General features: G+C 66.1%; 16 protein-coding genes. 11 read left to right on the top strand and 5 right to left on the bottom strand.

The genetic code is table 11. The annotated features are described in order from the left end of the window. Position 1 precedes the first annotated feature (1 nt). Positions 2-574, bottom strand: coding sequence for a phosphonate C-P lyase system protein PhnH (phnH, locus tag BR71_RS04970; RefSeq protein ID WP_043590162.1), 573 nt, complete (start codon positions 572-574; stop codon positions 2-4). 1 nt (position 575) lies between these two features. Further along, positions 576-1,016 (bottom strand): phosphonate C-P lyase system protein PhnG, encoded by a 441-nt coding sequence (gene phnG / locus BR71_RS04975; RefSeq protein WP_043633431.1) that lies wholly within the window; start codon positions 1,014-1,016, stop codon positions 576-578. A gap of 169 nt (positions 1,017-1,185) precedes the next feature. On the opposite strand from phnG, the gene phnF reads away from it, so the two are divergent. The 4 genes from phnF to BR71_RS04995 all read left to right on the top strand — a co-directional run bounded on the left by phnF (position 1,186) and on the right by BR71_RS04995 (position 3,788). Further along, entirely contained in the window at positions 1,186-1,908 is a 723-nt protein-coding gene (gene phnF, locus BR71_RS04980; protein WP_019103506.1) for a phosphonate metabolism transcriptional regulator PhnF, read from the top strand. Further along, a complete protein-coding gene (locus tag BR71_RS04985; RefSeq protein WP_052370340.1) occupies positions 1,908-2,600 on the top strand; it encodes a DUF1045 domain-containing protein in 693 nt (230 codons plus the stop codon). The genes phnF and BR71_RS04985 overlap by 1 nt, the downstream gene beginning before the upstream one ends. Further along, positions 2,590-3,159: a phosphonate metabolism protein/1,5-bisphosphokinase (PRPP-forming) PhnN gene (phnN, locus tag BR71_RS04990; protein WP_043633434.1), complete on the top strand. Its 570-nt coding sequence runs from the start codon at positions 2,590-2,592 to the stop codon at positions 3,157-3,159. The genes BR71_RS04985 and phnN overlap by 11 nt, the downstream gene beginning before the upstream one ends. 299 nt (positions 3,160-3,458) lie before the next feature. Next, a complete protein-coding gene (locus BR71_RS04995) occupies positions 3,459-3,788 on the top strand; it encodes a hypothetical protein (protein ID WP_043633645.1) in 330 nt (109 codons plus the stop codon). Between the two features lie 176 nt (positions 3,789-3,964). Here BR71_RS04995 and BR71_RS05000 read toward each other — a convergent pair whose 3' ends face one another. Beyond that, positions 3,965-5,587 carry a diguanylate cyclase domain-containing protein gene (locus tag BR71_RS05000; protein WP_043633437.1) on the bottom strand — a complete coding sequence of 541 codons (1,623 nt, stop codon included), beginning with the start codon at positions 5,585-5,587 and terminating at the stop codon, positions 3,965-3,967. A gap of 77 nt (positions 5,588-5,664) precedes the next feature. Then, positions 5,665-6,309 carry a TetR/AcrR family transcriptional regulator gene (locus tag BR71_RS05005; RefSeq protein WP_043633440.1) on the bottom strand — a complete coding sequence of 215 codons (645 nt, stop codon included), beginning with the start codon at positions 6,307-6,309 and terminating at the stop codon, positions 5,665-5,667. 97 nt (positions 6,310-6,406) lie between these two features. On the opposite strand from BR71_RS05005, the gene BR71_RS05010 reads away from it, so the two are divergent. The 6 genes from BR71_RS05010 (at position 6,407) to BR71_RS05035 (ending at position 12,555) form a co-directional block, all read left to right on the top strand. Further along, the gene (locus BR71_RS05010) at positions 6,407-7,087 is read left to right on the top strand and encodes a DAPG hydrolase family protein (RefSeq protein ID WP_156038821.1); all 681 of its coding nucleotides are present in this window, start codon (positions 6,407-6,409) and stop codon (positions 7,085-7,087) included. Positions 7,088-7,240: 153 nt separating this feature from the next. Further along, positions 7,241-8,263, top strand: coding sequence for a putative 2-aminoethylphosphonate ABC transporter substrate-binding protein (locus BR71_RS05015; RefSeq protein ID WP_156038823.1), 1,023 nt, complete (start codon positions 7,241-7,243; stop codon positions 8,261-8,263). Between the two features lie 68 nt (positions 8,264-8,331). Next, positions 8,332-9,432, top strand: a complete 1,101-nt coding sequence (locus BR71_RS05020; RefSeq protein ID WP_052370342.1) for a putative 2-aminoethylphosphonate ABC transporter ATP-binding protein — start codon at positions 8,332-8,334, stop codon at positions 9,430-9,432. Next, positions 9,426-11,123 (top strand): putative 2-aminoethylphosphonate ABC transporter permease subunit, encoded by a 1,698-nt coding sequence (locus BR71_RS05025; protein ID WP_043633446.1) that lies wholly within the window; start codon positions 9,426-9,428, stop codon positions 11,121-11,123. Before BR71_RS05020 ends, BR71_RS05025 begins: the two co-directional genes overlap by 7 nt. A gap of 60 nt (positions 11,124-11,183) precedes the next feature. Further along, positions 11,184-11,576 (top strand): DUF4280 domain-containing protein, encoded by a 393-nt coding sequence (locus BR71_RS05030; protein ID WP_043633449.1) that lies wholly within the window; start codon positions 11,184-11,186, stop codon positions 11,574-11,576. A gap of 478 nt (positions 11,577-12,054) precedes the next feature. After that, positions 12,055-12,555: a hypothetical protein gene (locus BR71_RS05035; RefSeq protein WP_043633452.1), complete on the top strand. Its 501-nt coding sequence runs from the start codon at positions 12,055-12,057 to the stop codon at positions 12,553-12,555. A gap of 239 nt (positions 12,556-12,794) precedes the next feature. On the opposite strand, the gene BR71_RS05040 is transcribed toward BR71_RS05035, so the two are convergent. Further along, a complete protein-coding gene (locus BR71_RS05040) occupies positions 12,795-13,619 on the bottom strand; it encodes a substrate-binding periplasmic protein (RefSeq protein WP_043633456.1) in 825 nt (274 codons plus the stop codon). A gap of 182 nt (positions 13,620-13,801) precedes the next feature. Between BR71_RS05040 and BR71_RS05045 the strand changes: the two genes are divergently transcribed. After that, a complete protein-coding gene (locus BR71_RS05045) occupies positions 13,802-14,893 on the top strand; it encodes an agmatine deiminase family protein (RefSeq protein WP_043633654.1) in 1,092 nt (363 codons plus the stop codon). Positions 14,894-15,045: the final 152 nt, after the last annotated feature.

Below are 15,045 nucleotides of genomic sequence, written 5' to 3' on the forward strand. Positions count from 1 at the left end.
ATCAACCCTCCTTGACGCGGGTGCTGCGCGGCAGGCCGGCCACGCGCTCGCCGCTGATCAGCAAGATGTCCACGCCCAGCGGGAAGCGGGCGTGATTGTCCCGCCATTGCCGCCAGAAACCGTCCGGCGCGCCGTCTATGCCGAAACGGCGCGGCGCGGCGAAGCCCGGTCCGCCGGCTTCCACTTGCTCGGCGTTGAAGCCGGCGGTTTCCAGCAGCACGGTGGCGGACCGGTCCGGGTATTCGGGCTCGCCGGCCTTGAGCGCGGCCAGCGGCGGCAGCGGCGCGCCCAGCGGCAGCACCACAAAGTCGGCTTGTTCCGGCGCGGCGGCCAGGCGCAGGCCGGTATGGAAGCGCAGGCTGGCCAGGGTGTCAGCCGGCAGCGGCGGCAGCCAGACGCCGACATCCTGGTCCAGCAGGGTGTAGAGCAGGGCGGCGGTGGCCGGCATCAGGCCGGGCAGCTCCGGCGGCAAGGCCGGCAGCGTTTGCGGCAGCAAGGGTTCGGCCAGCGCGGCCAGCGCGGCGCGGAAGCAGCGCTGGCTGTCGTGGACCGGATCGGCGAAGGCGGCGCGCATCTCATTTCCCCCTGACCAGGGTGAAAAACTCCACCTTGCTGGCGGCGGCTTCGCGCGCGGCGTGGTCGCGGCGCGCGGCGCGTTCGGCGCGCAAGGGCGCGATCCATAACGCCAGCAGCTGGTCTTGGCGCGCCGGATCCTGCAGCAAGGCGTCGGCCTGGGCGATCAACTCGGCGTGTTCGCCGTTGCTGCCCAGCGCCCAACCGTGGCCCAGGCAGCCTGCTATCCGGCAACTGGCGCGGCTGACGCTGGCTTCGCCCAGATTGAAGCGGGCGCCGCCGCCGCCGGCGCGGGCCTGTAGCATGACGAGCCCGGTTTCAGCGCGGCGCAGCCATTCCACTTGCGGCGCCGGCGGCAGTTGCGGGCTTAGCAGCCGGCGCAGCCGCGGCGGCGGAGTGTGGGCCAGCACGCTGAGCCAGTTTTGTCTGGTCGAGGTTTCCATATCGGGTATTCCCCTGTGCGGTTTCAATAAAAATTCATATAAACGTATAGACGTATCCATGATAATGGCCGGCGACAAAGCGCAAACAGCATGCGGCGATGAAGGTTTTGTGACGGTTTGGTGGCGGGGCTAGACCTAGGCCGCCTCGGGGGGAGAAAGGATTTGAACGATGATTGAACGCGGTTCCGGCGTCGCCGTTTGGCGGCAGATAGAAAACAGCCTGGCGGAGGAGATCGCCAGCGGGGCGATCCGCGCCGGCGAGCAATTGGCCACCGAGTTGCAATTGGCTCAGCGCTTTCGCGTCAACCGCCACACCATACGGCGAGCGGTGGCCACCTTGGTGGAGCGCGGCTTGCTGCGGGTGGAGCAGGGCCGCGGCACCTTCGTTCAGGACAACGCGATTGATTACGCGATCAGCAAGCGCACCCGCTTTTCCCAAAACATGGCCAGCCAGAATTTGAGTTCGGATATCGACGTCCTGGCCAGCGACACGGTGCCGGCCAACGCGGAGCTGGCCGAGCTGCTGCAAGTGGCGGTGGGCGAGCCGCTGTTGCGCATCAAAACCCTGAGCCGGGTGGAGCTGCGGGTGGTGGATTGGGCGACGCTGTTCTTCCCGGCGGCGCGCTTCCCCGGCTTGCCGGAGATCTACCGAAGAGAGCGCTCCGTGACGCGCGCGCTGGCGCATTTCGGCGTGGACGATTACACCCGGCGCTTCACCCGCGTCAGCGCGCGGCTGCCGGACAGCGAGACGGTGGACTACCTGGGCCTGCCCAAAAACCGCCCGGTATTGCACGTGAAGTCCTTGAACGTGGACACCCAGGGGCGGCCGGTGCAGTACGGGATCACCTGTTTCAACGGTGATTTGGTGCAGTTGGTGATGGAGGATCTTTGATGCGTTACGCGCTGTATTATGCCCCGAGGCCGGACAGCGCCTTCTGGCGCGCCGGCAGCGGCTGGCTGGGACAGGATGCGCACAGCGGCCTGCAAGTGTTGCCGCCGCACGCGCCGGGCCTGGACGCCGAAGCCTGGGCGGAGCTGACCGCGGTCCCGGCTCGTTACGGCTGGCATGCCACTTTGAAAGCGCCGTTTTCCCTGCGCGCCGGGGTGGACCAAGCGGCGCTGTTGGCGCGGACAGCCGCTTTGGCGCGCCGTTTCCAGCCCTTTGAGCTGAGTTTGGAAGTGGCCTGGCTGGCGGATTTTTTGGCGCTGCGGCCGATGGCGCCGCCGCCGGATCTGGCCGAACTGGCCGCCGCTTGCGTGATTGAGCTGGAAGCGCTGGCTGATCGCGAATCGCCGTGGAAGACGCGCGGCGGCCTGGACGCGCGTCAAGAACAGCTGCAGCGGCGCTGGGGCTATCCCTATGTGTTCGAACAATACCGCTTTCACCTGACGCTGAGCGGCCGGCTGACGCCGGACAGCGCGGAGGGGCGGGCGCTGGAGCAGGCGGCGCGCCGGCACTTCGCCGCTTTCGCCCGCGCAAGGGTGGATGGCGTGGCGGTATTCGTCGAAGCGGCGGCGGGGGAGCCCTTCCGCTACCTGGCGCATTGCGGCTTTGACGGCCAGGCGGCGCGTTATGAAGCCTGAACCCGGCGCGCTGTGGTATGTGATTGGCCCATCCGGCGCCGGCAAGGACAGCCTGCTGGCCTACGCGCGGGCGCGGCTGCCGCCTTCTGGCCGGCTGGTGTTCGCTCACCGCTACATCACACGGCCGGCGGACGCCGGCGGCGAGAACCACGTGGCCTTGAGCCTGGAGGAGTTCGAACAGCGCGAGCGCAGCGGCTGTTTCGCCTTGAGCTGGCGGCGGCACGGCCTGGCTTACGGCCTGGGGATGGAGGTGGCGCTGTGGCTGGATCAGGGCCTGGACGTGGTGGTTAACGGTTCGCGTTCGGCCTTGCCGCTGGCGGCGCGGCGTTTTCCCGGCCTGAGGCCGGTATGGATCGTCGCCAGTTCGGAGGCGCTGGCAGCTCGGCTGGCCGGACGCGGCCGCGAGTCCGCCGAACGCGTGGCTCAGCGGCTGGAAGAGGCCGCCGCGCTGACGCCGCCGCCGGGCGCGGCGGTGTTGCGCAACGATGGCGAACTGGCCGAGGCCGGAGAACGGCTGCTGCGTTTGCTGAGCAAGGATTTGGACCGGTACTGTCCTTAATGTCTGGAAAACCGGGCTGGCGAGGCCGCGGCCGCTTGCTATAACCGGGGCAGCTCGCCGGCAGCGTGGCGGCGAGCCGCGCGCCGCTTCCGGCTGGCGGGACGCCGGAGAACGTGTTTACGATTTCGCGAGCTAAGGCGAGACAAGGCGAAAACCGCTGAGAAAGCGGAATGTACAGGTGGTACATGAGCATTTCGAAGTGGTTTTCAACGCTGTATCGCCGACGCGAAGCAGATCGTAAATAGGTTCTGAGCGGTGCGCATGCAATGGTCGTCCCGCCATTGGCAGGAGTAATGGACATGGCTTTGCAATCGAGAAACTGGCATGCCTGGCTGAACGCGATGCCGGGCCACCCCAAGAGTTTGCATGTGGCGGGCGATGTGGTGGTGGCCAACCCCGGCGTGGAAGCGGTGCTGACCATGCGCGAGCCGCAGGGCATCAACCCGGCCATCCTGATGCTGGATTTGCACCTGGTGCAGAAGCCCGGCATGTGGCCGCAGGTGCTGGCGGTGGCGAACGCCCGCTACGACCGGGTGTTGCCGCCGGGCGCGCCCAAGTATACGGCGGTGGAAGTGCTGCACAATAACGAGCGGGTGGCTTATATCGAGCCTATTCCCGAGATAGTGTAGACAGCGGCGGCGGCCTGGCAGGGCCGCCGCATGCTTAGAGCCTGTTCAAAGTCTCGCGAGCAAGAGCGAGACAAGGCGAAAACGGCTGTGAAAGCGGAATGTGCGCGTGGTGAGCATTTCGAAGCGGTACTCACCGTGGGGCGCATCACGAAGCGCGGCAGATCGTAAACAGGCTCTTACAGCGTGATGCTTTCGCAGCCGCTAAGGCCGGATTTCTTGGCCCGGTACATGGCTTGGTCGGCCGCCTGCAACAGGCTGTCCGGGCTGCTCTCGCCGTTGCCCAGCGCGATGCCGACGGAAATGCCCAGCAGGCGCTGTTCGCCGCCGATGTCGAACGGCGTCTGCATCGTCTCTATGCACTTGGTCGCTACGATGCGCGCCACCTCCTCGGCGTCCTCGCCCAGATCGCCGATCAACAGCACGAACTCGTCGCCGCCGATGCGCGCCAGGGTGTCGGTCTGGCGCACGATGCCGCTCAGGCGCTGCGCCGCCTGCCACAGCACCTTGTCGCCGGCCTTGTGGCCGTAGTTGTCGTTGATCTGCTTGAAGCCGTCCAGGTCCAGAAACAGCAGGCCCAGCTTGCCTTTCTTGCGCTGGGCGCGGGCCAGCGCCATGTTCAGGCGGTCCGCCAGCAGCGCGCGATTGGGCAGGCCGGTCAGGGCGTCGTGGTGGGCCATGCGGGCCAACTCCGCCTGGTGTTGGTTCAGTTTGCTCAAGAGCCGGTTGAAGGCGGCCAGCAAATGTCCCACTTCATCGTTGCGCTTGACCGGCAGCGGCTCCAGCGGCAACTCGCCGCGGGTCATGCGGTCCGCGTGGCTGGCGGCGCGGAACAGCGGGCGGAACAGCAGGTACAGGCCCGCGCCCGCGGCCAGGGCGAACACCAGAATGGCGAGCGCCGCGTTTTTCAGTAAAAAGGTTTGCACCCGGTCCACGGTGGCGAAGGCCTCGCTGCTGGGCAGCCGGGCCACCACGAACCAGCCGGTGCTGGGCACGGAGGCGATGGCGGACACTTCCTCGTCCCCTTGGGCGTTGACGGTGATGCCGACGCCACGAAAGCCGGCCATCGCCCGGTCGTGCAGGGGGTTGATGCCTGTCGGCGGCGTGGGCTTGAGCACCATGTCAGGCTGGGAGGAGGCGATGAACATCTGGTCTTGCGGAGAGATCAGCAAGAAGCCGCTGTTCGGCCCGCCGATGCGTGAGGCCAGCAGCAAGTCCAGAAAGCCCGGCGCGGCCAGCGCGGTGACGCCGGCCAGCGCGCCTTGCGGCTGTCCGTGGCGCCAGGGCAGGGCCGCGGCCATCGGCAGCACCGGTTTTTTGCTGACGCGGCCGACGATGGGCCGGCCGATGGCGGTGCGGTCAAGATTGGGCGGGCTGGACAGCGCGATGCGGATGTAGTCGCGGTCGGAAAAGTTTCGGCCGGCGCGGCCCGGCATCTGCGGGTAGTCGGCAACGGCGCGGCCATCCGGCGTCACTACGTAGAGGCCTTGCGAGAACGGACATTGGAAGTCGCAATGCAGGCGCAGCCAGGCTTGCAGTTCGGCCGGGCGTTGCAGCAGATCCAGGGGAAGTTCGGCGGCCAGCCGGCGCAGCAACGCCTGACGCTGCTGAATCTTGAAGTCCACGTCGCGAGCGACATAGCTGGCCAGCGCCATCTGCTGGTTTTGCACCACCTTGCTCAAGTCTTCGCGCAGAAACTGGCTGACCGCGTAGTAGCGCGCCACCGTGCCGGTGACCACGATGCCCAGCGCCAGCAGCAGCAAGCGGGTAACGATGCTATCAAGGACGCGGCGCAGGCTCATGGCGGCAAACAGAGTTGTCTTCCAGATAGTTTAGTCAAGGTTTTGTGCCTTGTATGCCCAAGGCCCGGCGGGACGGCTCAGCGCGGCAGCAGCCCGGCGCAGCACAGCGCCACCGCGGCGTGGATGCGTTCGCCGGGATCGTGGTCCGGCAGCGGCGGGATCAGGCCCAAGGCCATTTGGCGCAGCGGCTCGGCTATCGTCATCGCCAGCAGCAGTTCGGCGGTTTGCGCCGGTTGCGGGCAGTGGATCAGGCCTTGTTCCGCCTGGCGTTCCAACCAGCCGGCCAAGAGCGCGGCGCAGCGTTGCACGCCGTGTTCCGCGTATTGCGCCAGCGCCTGTTCGCGGCCGGGAAAGTCCCCTATCAGCAGGCGGAACAGCCCCACCGCCTCACGCGTCAGCACCTTGGCCGCCACTGTGTTCAGCAAGGCCTCCAGCGCCTGGGGCAGGTGGGCGGAGGCCGTCAGCGGCTCGCTCATCGGCGCGACGAAGGCGTCGGTCCAGCCGTGAATGACCGCGCCCAGCAATTGCTCGCTGTTGTCGGCGAAGCGGTACACCGTTTTCTTGGCCACGCCCGCCCGCTGCGCCACCGCCGCCATGGTGGCGGCCTGATAACCCTGGCTCAGCAAGAGTTCGGTGGCGGCGTCCAGCACCTGTTGACGCAACTCCCGTTCCGGCATGGCGGGGCGGCCGCGTGCGCGCGGCTCTTGATCCTGGCTTGACATCTGGATATGGCTTCCTCATTATGGAAACGTGATGCGTTTCCAAATTAATGGAAGCCGCGCATCCCGCCCTGTCATTCTTCACGCCAAGGAGTGTACTGTGAATTCTCTCTATGAAACATCTTACGACGAGCTGTTGCAGCCCGGCCCGCTCATGCTGGAAACCGGCGTGCGCCGCCTGGACGATGGCCGGCTGCTGGTGGCCGCGCGAACCGAGTTGCCCGGCTGCGCAGGCCGCATGTTCGATTGGTGGTTTACTTTCTTTGATTCCACCCAGCACATCCGCTGGTGGCATCCGCACGACCATGTGGAACTGCGGAGTTGGGATGGACGCCGCTCCACCGGCCGCGGCTATGTGGGCGCCACCGTGCGCGCGGTGGAGGCGTTGGGCGAGGTCCCGCCGGTGCCGGCGGTGTTGAAATTTCACCCGCCGGAAACCTTCTTCGGGGCCGGCCGGCTCAGCGCAGCGCTGGCGCGCGGCGACGTCTCGGCCGCGGTGTGCGCGCGCATTGCCTTTGGAGAGGAGCCTCGCCTCAGCGCCGACGGCGACCCGCTGGACGGCGAGATGGTGCACCTGACGCGGGACACCGCCCATGGCGCGGTGCTGCGCAGCCGCTTTCTGCTGGGCGCGGCCGACGGCGTCGGCGAACCGGTGCCGGAACGCCTGGGCCTGGAATTGATGCGCCACTGCTACAACGAGTTCAGCTGCCTGGCGCGGCTATTGCCCTCGCTGTATTACGGTGAGCACGCCAACGGCGAGAAAGGGCCGCTGGCCTGGTAGGCCGCTCTCCGGCGGGAAGACATCCAGCCGCGCAAGACAAGCTTCACCCGGCCGTCACCGCGCTGTCATCGGCGCGTCGTAAGGTGGCGGCTGATTGAAGGACGGCGCATGGGCCATGAGGTCTATACGTCTAAACCCATTGGAGCGATGTCGATGAAACAGCTGATTGCCTTGGCCGCCGGCCTGGCCCTGTCCGGCCTGACGGCCCCTCTGGCGCAGGCCGCCACCACCCTGACCGTGTACACCGCGCTGGAGGCGGATCAGGTCAAGGAGTACAAGGAGGCTTTCGAAAAGGCCAACCCGGACATCGAAATCCGCTTCGTGCGCGAATCCACCGGCATCATCACCGCCAAACTGCTGTCCGAGAAAAACAATCCCCAAGCCGACGCGGTATGGGGCCTGGCCGCCACCAGCCTGATGGTTCTGGACCAGCAGGGCATGCTGCAGCCTTACGCGCCCAAGGGCGTGGACAAGCTGAGCCCGCAATTCGTCGACAAGGCCAAGCCGCCCAAATGGACCGGCATGAATGTGTGGGCCGCCACCATCTGTTTCAACACCGTGGAAGCGGCCAAGAAAAACCTGCCCAAACCCGAGAGCTGGGCCGACCTCGCCAAGCCGGTTTACAAGGGCCAGATCGTGATGCCGCACCCGGCGTCCTCCGGCACCGGCTATCTGGACGTGTCCGCCTGGTTGCAGATGATGGGCGAAAAAAAGGGCTGGGATTATATGGACAAGCTGCACGTCAATATGGCGCAGTACGTCCACTCCGGCTCCAAACCGTGCAAGATGGCCGCCGCCGGCGAGTATCCGATAGGCATCTCCTTCGAATACCGAGGCGCCCAGCTGAAAGAGAAGGGCGCGCCCATCGACCTGATTTACCCGAAGGAAGGCCTGGGTTGGGATCTGGAGGCCACCGCCATCATCAAGGGCAGCAAGAAGCTGGCCGCCGCGCAGAAGCTGGCGGACTTCTCGGTCAGCCTGCCGGCGATGCGTTTGTATGAAAAGAACTATGCGGTGCTGGCCATGCCCGGCGTGGCCAAACCCAACCCCTTCATCCCCGCCGACCACGCCCAGCGCCTGAGCAAGAACAACTTCGCCTGGGCCGCCAAACAGCGCGAGGCCATCCTGCGCGAATGGTCGCGCCGCTATGAAAGCAAGGCCGAGCCCAAGAGCTGAGCCGGTTCCCGCCATTACGCCGCCCGCCGGGCGGCGTCGTTTCATTTCAAGACACCCTGGAGTTGCGCATGAAACCGGCCGATAGTTTGGACGGCTTGTCCGAACACCTGTCCGTCCGCGGCCTCAGCCGCCGTTTTGGCGGCTTCACCGCCTTGGACGAGGTGTCCTTGTCCATCCGCAAGGGTGAATTTGTCTGCCTGCTGGGCCCGTCCGGCTGCGGCAAGACCACCTTGTTGCGCCTGATCGCCGGGCTGGACCAGCCGGACGCCGGCAGCGTCCATTTGCTGGAGCGCGACATCACTCGCGAACCGCCGGCCCGCCGCGACTACGGCATCGTGTTCCAGAGCTACGCCTTGTTCCCCAATCTCAATGTCGCGGACAACATCGCTTACGGCCTCAAGCCGCGCGGCGGCGGCGCGCGCCACGCCCGCCGCGTGCGGGAGCTGCTCGACCTGGTGGGCTTGCCCGGCGCCGAGGAAAAATACCCCGCCCAGCTGTCCGGCGGCCAGCAGCAACGCGTGGCGCTGGCGCGCGCGCTGGCCACCTCGCCCGGCCTGCTGCTGCTGGACGAGCCGCTGTCCGCGCTGGACGCGCGGGTGCGCGACAAGCTGCGCGACGAACTCAAGGGCCTGCAAAAACGCTTGGGCGTCACCACGCTGATGGTGACCCACGACCAGGCCGAGGCGCTGGCCATCGCGGACCGGGTGGTGGTGATGAACGCAGGCGGCATCGAGCAGATCGGCACGCCGGCCGAGATCTACCGCCGTCCCGCCAGCCGCTTCGTCGCGGAATTCGTCGGCGCCGCCAACTGGCTGCCGGCGCGGCGGCTGGACGGCCACGAGGCCGCCGTCGGCAACTGCCTGCTGCGCTTGGACGCGCCCTTGCCGCAGAGCGAGGCGCTGACCCTGTTCCTGCGGCCGGAAGACATCATCGTCAAGGCTCGCTGGGACGGCGCGCCCAACACCTTGCTGGCGCGGGTGGCCGACATCAGCTTCGGCGGCGCGATGACCCGGCTGCGGCTGCAGCCGGAAGCCATGCCCGGCCTGGCGTTGCAAGCGGAAATCTGTCCGTCCATGCTGCAGCGCCAGCCGCTGACGCCGGGCGAGGTGGTGCCGGTGGAGTTGCCGGCCGCGCTGCTGCGCGCCTATGCCGGGGAGGGCGCATGCTGAGCCGCGCGCTGAACGGCTGGCGCGCCGCGCCGGCCTGCGGCGAGCGCCGGGCCGCCGCCGCGCTGGTGTGGACGCTGACGGCGCTGCTGGCTTTGGCGCTTGGCCTGCCGCTGCTGTTCATCTTCGGCAAATCGGTATTGGACATGGACGGCGGCTTTGTCGGCCTGGCCAATTTCGCTCAGGTATTGGACAGCCCCGGCCTGATGCGCGCCGCGCGGCACAGCCTGTGGCTGGCGCTGACCGTCACCGCGCTGGTGTTGCCGCTGGCCTTCGCCTTTGCCTGGGGGCTGAGCCGCAGCCGCGTTTGGGGCCGCGGGGTGTTCCGCCAGATCGCCTTGTCGCCGCTCTTGGCGCCGTCGCTGATGCCGGCCATCTCGCTGGTGTATTTGTTCGGCAACCAGGGCCTGCTCAAATCCTGGCTGGACGGCGGCAGCGTCTACGGCTTTTGGGGCGTGGTGCTGGGCGAGGCTTTCTATACCTTTCCGCATGCGCTGCTGATCCTGCTGACCGCGTTGTCGGCCTCGGACGCGCGTTTGTACGAGGCCGGCCGCGCGCTGGGCGCGGGCGCGCTGCGTCGTTTCCTCACCATCACCCTGCCGGGCGCGCGCTATGGCCTGGCCTCGGCGGGCCTGGTGGTATTCACCCTGGTGATCACCGATTTCGGCGTACCCAAGGTGGTGGGCGGCGACTACAACGTGCTGGCGGTGGAAGCCTTCAAACAGGTGGTGGGCCAGCAACACTTCCCGCGCGGCGCGGTGGTGGGGCTGATGCTGCTGCTGCCGGCGGTGTTTTCCTTCTTTATCGAGCGGCGCATGGCGCGCCGCCAGCAGGCGGCGCTGGGGGCGCGCGCGGTGCCGTTTTCGCCGGGGCGCGGGCCATGGCGCGACGCGGCCGCCGGGCTGTTGTTGGCGATGATCTCGGTGCCGCTGTTGGCCTTGCTGGGCGTGGGCGTCGTGGCTTCCTTCATCAAATACTGGCCTTACGACTTAAGCCTGACGCTGGCGCACTACCAGTTCGACAGTGTGGACGGCGGCGGCTGGAGCGCTTATTTCAATAGTTTGAAGCTGGCTTGCATCACCGCCGGCGCGGGCAGCCTGCTGGTGTTCGCCGGCGCCTACGCCTGCGAGAAGCTGCCGGCCGCGCCGCTGGGCCGCGCGCTGTTGCGCTTTTTCGCCATGCTGCCGATGGCGGTGCCCGGCCTGGTGCTGGGTCTGGGCTATGTGTTCTTCTTCAACCATCCGGACAATCCGCTGCATGGGCTCTACGGCGGCATGACCTTGATGGCCGCCTGCACTATCGCCCACTTCTACACCACCGGCCACCTGACCATGAGCACCGCGCTCAAGCAACTGGACGGCGAGTTCGAAGCGGTGGCCGCCTCGCTCAAAGTGCCGTTCTGGGTGACGTTGCGGCGGGTGACGCTGCCGGTGTGCCTGCCGGCGCTGCTGGACGTGATGCGCTATCTGTTCGTGTCCGCGATGACCACGTTGTCGGCGCTGATCTTCATCGCCAGTCCGGACAATAGCCTGGCCGCGGTGGCCATCGTCACCATGGACGACGCCGGCGACACCGCGGCGGCGGCGGCGATGGCCACGCTGATCGCGCTGAGCTCGGCCGGGGTGTCGTTGTTGTTGCTGGGGCTGGAGCGAGTCTTGACCCGGCGCGGCCAGGGCTGGCGCGGCCGCGCTTGACGATGGCTCGCTTTGGCGTGACGATGTCATGTATTGGCCCGCCGGAGTGAGGAAACGCGCATGGGATGTCCGCAAGTGTGCATGGGCGCGATGCTGCAATGCAGCTTCGGCGTCGCCCCCAACAGCCTGATGGTGTTGCCCGCCAACCGGGTGATGGCCGGCGGCGTGCCGGCCGCCAATATCATGGACCATGTGCCCATGCTCAACGTCATGCCCTTCGGCATGTGTCAAAGCCCGGCCAACCCAATGGTGGCGGCCGCCACCGCCGCCGCCATGGGCGTGCTGACGCCCATGCCCTGCATCCCGGTCACCGCCGCGCCGTGGACGCCGGGTGCGCCCACGGTGCTGATTGGCAATATGCCGGCGCTGGACAGCAACAGCATGCTGATGTGCAACTGGGGCGGGGTGATCAAGATCAACTCGCCTGGTCAGTTCACGGTGATGATTCCCTGAGAACCTGTTCACGATCTGCTGCGCTGCGGCGATACGGCGTTAAAAACAAGCTCAAAATGCTCATGTACCACGTGTACATTCCGCTTTTTCGCTCGTTTTCGCCTTGTCTCGCTTTTGCTCGCGAGATCGTGAACAGGCTCTGAGAACCTGTTTACGATCTGCTACGCGTCGTGAAACGTGGCTCGGTGAGTACACCTTCAAAATGCTCATGTACCGAGTGTACACTCCGCCTTTTCAGCTGTTTTCGCCTTGTCTCGCTCTTGCTGCGAGACTTTGAACAGGTTCCGCTCTGGAAGCCTGTTTGCCTTTGAGCGACCGGATTTTGGCGCCGACAGCTGGCGCTTGTTCATCAGCCTATAGGTCAGGCAGCCGACGGACGGCGGCTTGATGAAAATCAAACGATTAATTTAAATGGCATTTTAATTTATGGGCTTCTTGCCAATTGGCATGAATCAACCTTCTCAAGCAAGGAGCCGTCATGAGCTTTTCCCATTGTCTCGCCGCCGCTGCACTCAGCCTGGTCGCCGTTTCCGCCTTCGCCGTCACCATCACCCCGCCGGGCCCCGGCGGCGCGGCCATGCCGTTTTCCGCGGTGGGGCCGGCCAAGGTGGGCAAGCTGGGCATTGATCTGGATTGCAAGGCGGTGTTCAGCGGCACCGTGGACGGTTACGGCAATGTGGCCATCACCAGCGCCTCGTTCAGCGGCGGCGCGCTGTGCAAGCTGATCAAGCCCACCGCCTCGGTCGCCTCGCCGTGGACCGGTCACGTGGACACCGCGACTCAACTGACTTTGGATAATGTGTCGGTGAATGTGAAATCGCCGATCGCCGGCGGCCTGTGCGGTCCCACCAAGATTGTGGGCAGCGTGGCCGACAACGGCAGCGAAACCGTGATCGGCCTGGATGCGGCCAAGTTGTCCGGCGGCTGTTCCATTACCGCGACGTTGAACACTACGCCGTATATGCGGGTTACGCCCTAGAACCTGTTTACGATCTGCTGCGCTGCGTGAGGCGTGACACGGTGAGTACCGCTTCGAAATGCTCATGTACCCTATGTACATTCCGCTTTCTCAGCCGTTTTCGCCTTGTCTCGCCCTTGCTCGCGAGACTTGAACAGGCTCTTGGCGATCGGCATTGAAAACGCCTTAATGGACCCCTGACGCGCCGCATGGCGGCTTCAGGGGTTTTGTTTATGCGGGCGGGAGCCGGCGGCCTCTATTCAACGGGCCGGCGTCTGGAGAAAATGCTCGACGATGCGTTCGGTTTCGCCGGACTGCTTCATCGCCTGCAAGGCCGTGCTCAGCTTGCCGGCCAGAGAGGCCGGGTCCAGCCGTTGCGGGTAGTTATCCGGGCTTAGCGGCTGGTCGGCGCGGTAATCCGGGTTGGGCAGCGCCCGGTAAAAGCGCGAATGCTTGGAAAAGCCCATATGCATTGCCTGCCAGGGCTCCAGCGACGGGTGCAGCGTCAGCCCGGCCGGCCGCAGCCGTTCCCAGTAGAAGCGCAGCGTGAGTTCGTCATAGATGTAGAAATCCGCCTTGCCGGCGCTGATCAGGCGGAAGGCGCGTTCGACATCCAGCTCCGGCACTTGCAGCACCTTGGTGCGCGCTTGCCAGGGAGGGGGAAGCAGGTCCGGGTTGCCCAGGCTGCGCAACTCAACATTATTGTCCAGATCGGCGTAGCCGCGTACGGGCGCGTGTTTGGCGCGGGTAATGATGACATGGCGCTCACGCAGGCCGTTGGCCACAAACAGGACGATTGGTTCGCGCTCCGCGTTGTAGGTGTAGCCGGGGTAGAAGTCCACCTCGCCCTGCGCCAGCGCTTGCAACACCCGCTTCTTTGGCAGACGCACCACTTTCAGCGTGCAGCCGATGCGCTGGCAGGCGCGGCTGTACAGGGTTTTATAGATGCCGTCGTCGCTCTCGTCCTCGATATAGGGACGCCGCTCATTGGTGCGGTAGCCCATCACCAGCTCGGGGTCTTGCGCCCAAGCGGGGAAGGCCTGGGCCGCAATGGCGGTGATGAGAAGGCAAAGCGCGAGACGCATGACGGTCCCTCCGGTCGTTCGTTTTCAGCTTATGTCATTCCCGTCGCCAGCGCGCGGCGGAGACAAATACATGATAGAAATAGATAGGTTTCCGCAAAATTCATCGCTTTTTCAAATGTATGTCCACTTGCACAATGCTGACCGCAGCCATGTGGCTGGAAACCGGTCTTGGAGACGCGGCGATGAGTACGAGACGACACTTCCTGGGCGCTAGCCTGTTGACGGCGGGGAGCCTGCTGGCCGCCCGCGGCTGGAGCGGCGCGCCGAGCGCGCCCGGCTACCGCATGCCGGACGAGGGCGAACGCCACGCGGCCACCTGGATGGCCTTTGGTCCCAGCCTGGAGGTGTGGGGCGATGACTTGCTGCCGGTGGTGCGGCGCGATCTGGCGCGGGTGGCTCAGGCCATCGCCGCCCACGAGCCGGTGCGCATGCTGGCGCGCGCCGAGGACATGGAACTGGCGGCCAAGCTGTGCGGCCCCAAGGTGGAGCTGCTGGAGCAACCGCTGGACGATTTGTGGATACGCGACAGCGGCCCGGTCTTCGTCAAGGGCGAAGGCGGGGCGCCGGCGGCGGTGGATTTCAACTTCAACGGCTGGGGCGGCAAGCAGGCGCACCGTCGGGACGCCAAAGTGGCCGCCGCGGTGGCGGCCAAGAGCGGGGCGCCGGCCGTGAGGACCTCGTTGGTGCTGGAGGGCGGCGGCATTGAAGTGGACGGCGAGGGAACCGCCATCATCACGGAAAGCTGCGTGCTCAACCCCAACCGCAACCCCGGCTGGAACAAGGCGCGGTGCGAGCGCGAACTGCGCCGGCTGCTGGGCGTGGACAAGGTAATCTGGCTGCCCGGCATCGCCGGCCGCGACATCACCGACGGTCATACCGATTTCTACGCCCGTTTCGTCCGCCCCGGCGTGGTGGTGGCCGGCTTGGACACGGATCCGCAGTCCTACGATTACGCTGTGACCCGTCGCCACCTGGCCTTGCTGCGTCAGGCGCGGGACGCGCGCGGCCGTAAGCTGGAGGTGGTGGTCTTGCCGGGGCCCGAGCGGGTGCGGCCCGAGTACGAGGGGCATGAGATGGCGGCCGGCTACATCAATTTCTATGTCTGCAACGGCGCGGTGATTGCGCCGGAGTTCGGCGACGCCAAGGCGGACCGCAACGCGCGGGCGGCGCTGCGCGAGTTGTTTCCGCAGCGCGAAGTGGTGCAGTTGAACATCGACGGCATCGCAGCCGGCGGCGGCGGCATTCATTGCGCCACCCAGCAGCAGCCGGCCTGAGAACCCGTTTACACGCTGGCGCGCGTTGGCGATACGGCGTTGAAAACGAGCTCACAATGCTCATGCACCGCCTGTACATTCCGCTTTCTCAGCCGCTGCGCCTTCTTCTTGCTTGTGGGATGTTGAGCAGGTTCTCAGCTCGCGGGATCGTA

It is taken from the genome of Chromobacterium haemolyticum DSM 19808, from assembly GCF_000711885.1.
In the GTDB taxonomy this organism is placed as follows: domain Bacteria; phylum Pseudomonadota; class Gammaproteobacteria; order Burkholderiales; family Chromobacteriaceae; genus Chromobacterium; species Chromobacterium haemolyticum.

Coding starts and splice junctions, on each gene's coding strand:
- phnH (WP_043590162.1), bottom strand. CDS start 574: ATGCGCGCCGCCTTCGCCGATCCGGTCCACGACAGCCAGCGCTGCTTC.
- phnG (WP_043633431.1), bottom strand. CDS start 1,016: ATGGAAACCTCGACCAGACAAAACTGGCTCAGCGTGCTGGCCCACACT.
- phnF (WP_019103506.1), top strand. CDS start 1,186: ATGATTGAACGCGGTTCCGGCGTCGCCGTTTGGCGGCAGATAGAAAAC.
- BR71_RS04985 (WP_052370340.1), top strand. CDS start 1,908: ATGCGTTACGCGCTGTATTATGCCCCGAGGCCGGACAGCGCCTTCTGG.
- phnN (WP_043633434.1), top strand. CDS start 2,590: ATGAAGCCTGAACCCGGCGCGCTGTGGTATGTGATTGGCCCATCCGGC.
- BR71_RS04995 (WP_043633645.1), top strand. CDS start 3,459: ATGGCTTTGCAATCGAGAAACTGGCATGCCTGGCTGAACGCGATGCCG.
- BR71_RS05000 (WP_043633437.1), bottom strand. CDS start 5,587: ATGAGCCTGCGCCGCGTCCTTGATAGCATCGTTACCCGCTTGCTGCTG.
- BR71_RS05005 (WP_043633440.1), bottom strand. CDS start 6,309: ATGTCAAGCCAGGATCAAGAGCCGCGCGCACGCGGCCGCCCCGCCATG.
- BR71_RS05015 (WP_156038823.1), top strand. CDS start 7,241: ATGAAACAGCTGATTGCCTTGGCCGCCGGCCTGGCCCTGTCCGGCCTG.
- BR71_RS05020 (WP_052370342.1), top strand. CDS start 8,332: ATGAAACCGGCCGATAGTTTGGACGGCTTGTCCGAACACCTGTCCGTC.
- BR71_RS05025 (WP_043633446.1), top strand. CDS start 9,426: ATGCTGAGCCGCGCGCTGAACGGCTGGCGCGCCGCGCCGGCCTGCGGC.
- BR71_RS05030 (WP_043633449.1), top strand. CDS start 11,184: ATGGGATGTCCGCAAGTGTGCATGGGCGCGATGCTGCAATGCAGCTTC.
- BR71_RS05035 (WP_043633452.1), top strand. CDS start 12,055: ATGAGCTTTTCCCATTGTCTCGCCGCCGCTGCACTCAGCCTGGTCGCC.
- BR71_RS05040 (WP_043633456.1), bottom strand. CDS start 13,619: ATGCGTCTCGCGCTTTGCCTTCTCATCACCGCCATTGCGGCCCAGGCC.
- BR71_RS05045 (WP_043633654.1), top strand. CDS start 13,802: ATGAGTACGAGACGACACTTCCTGGGCGCTAGCCTGTTGACGGCGGGG.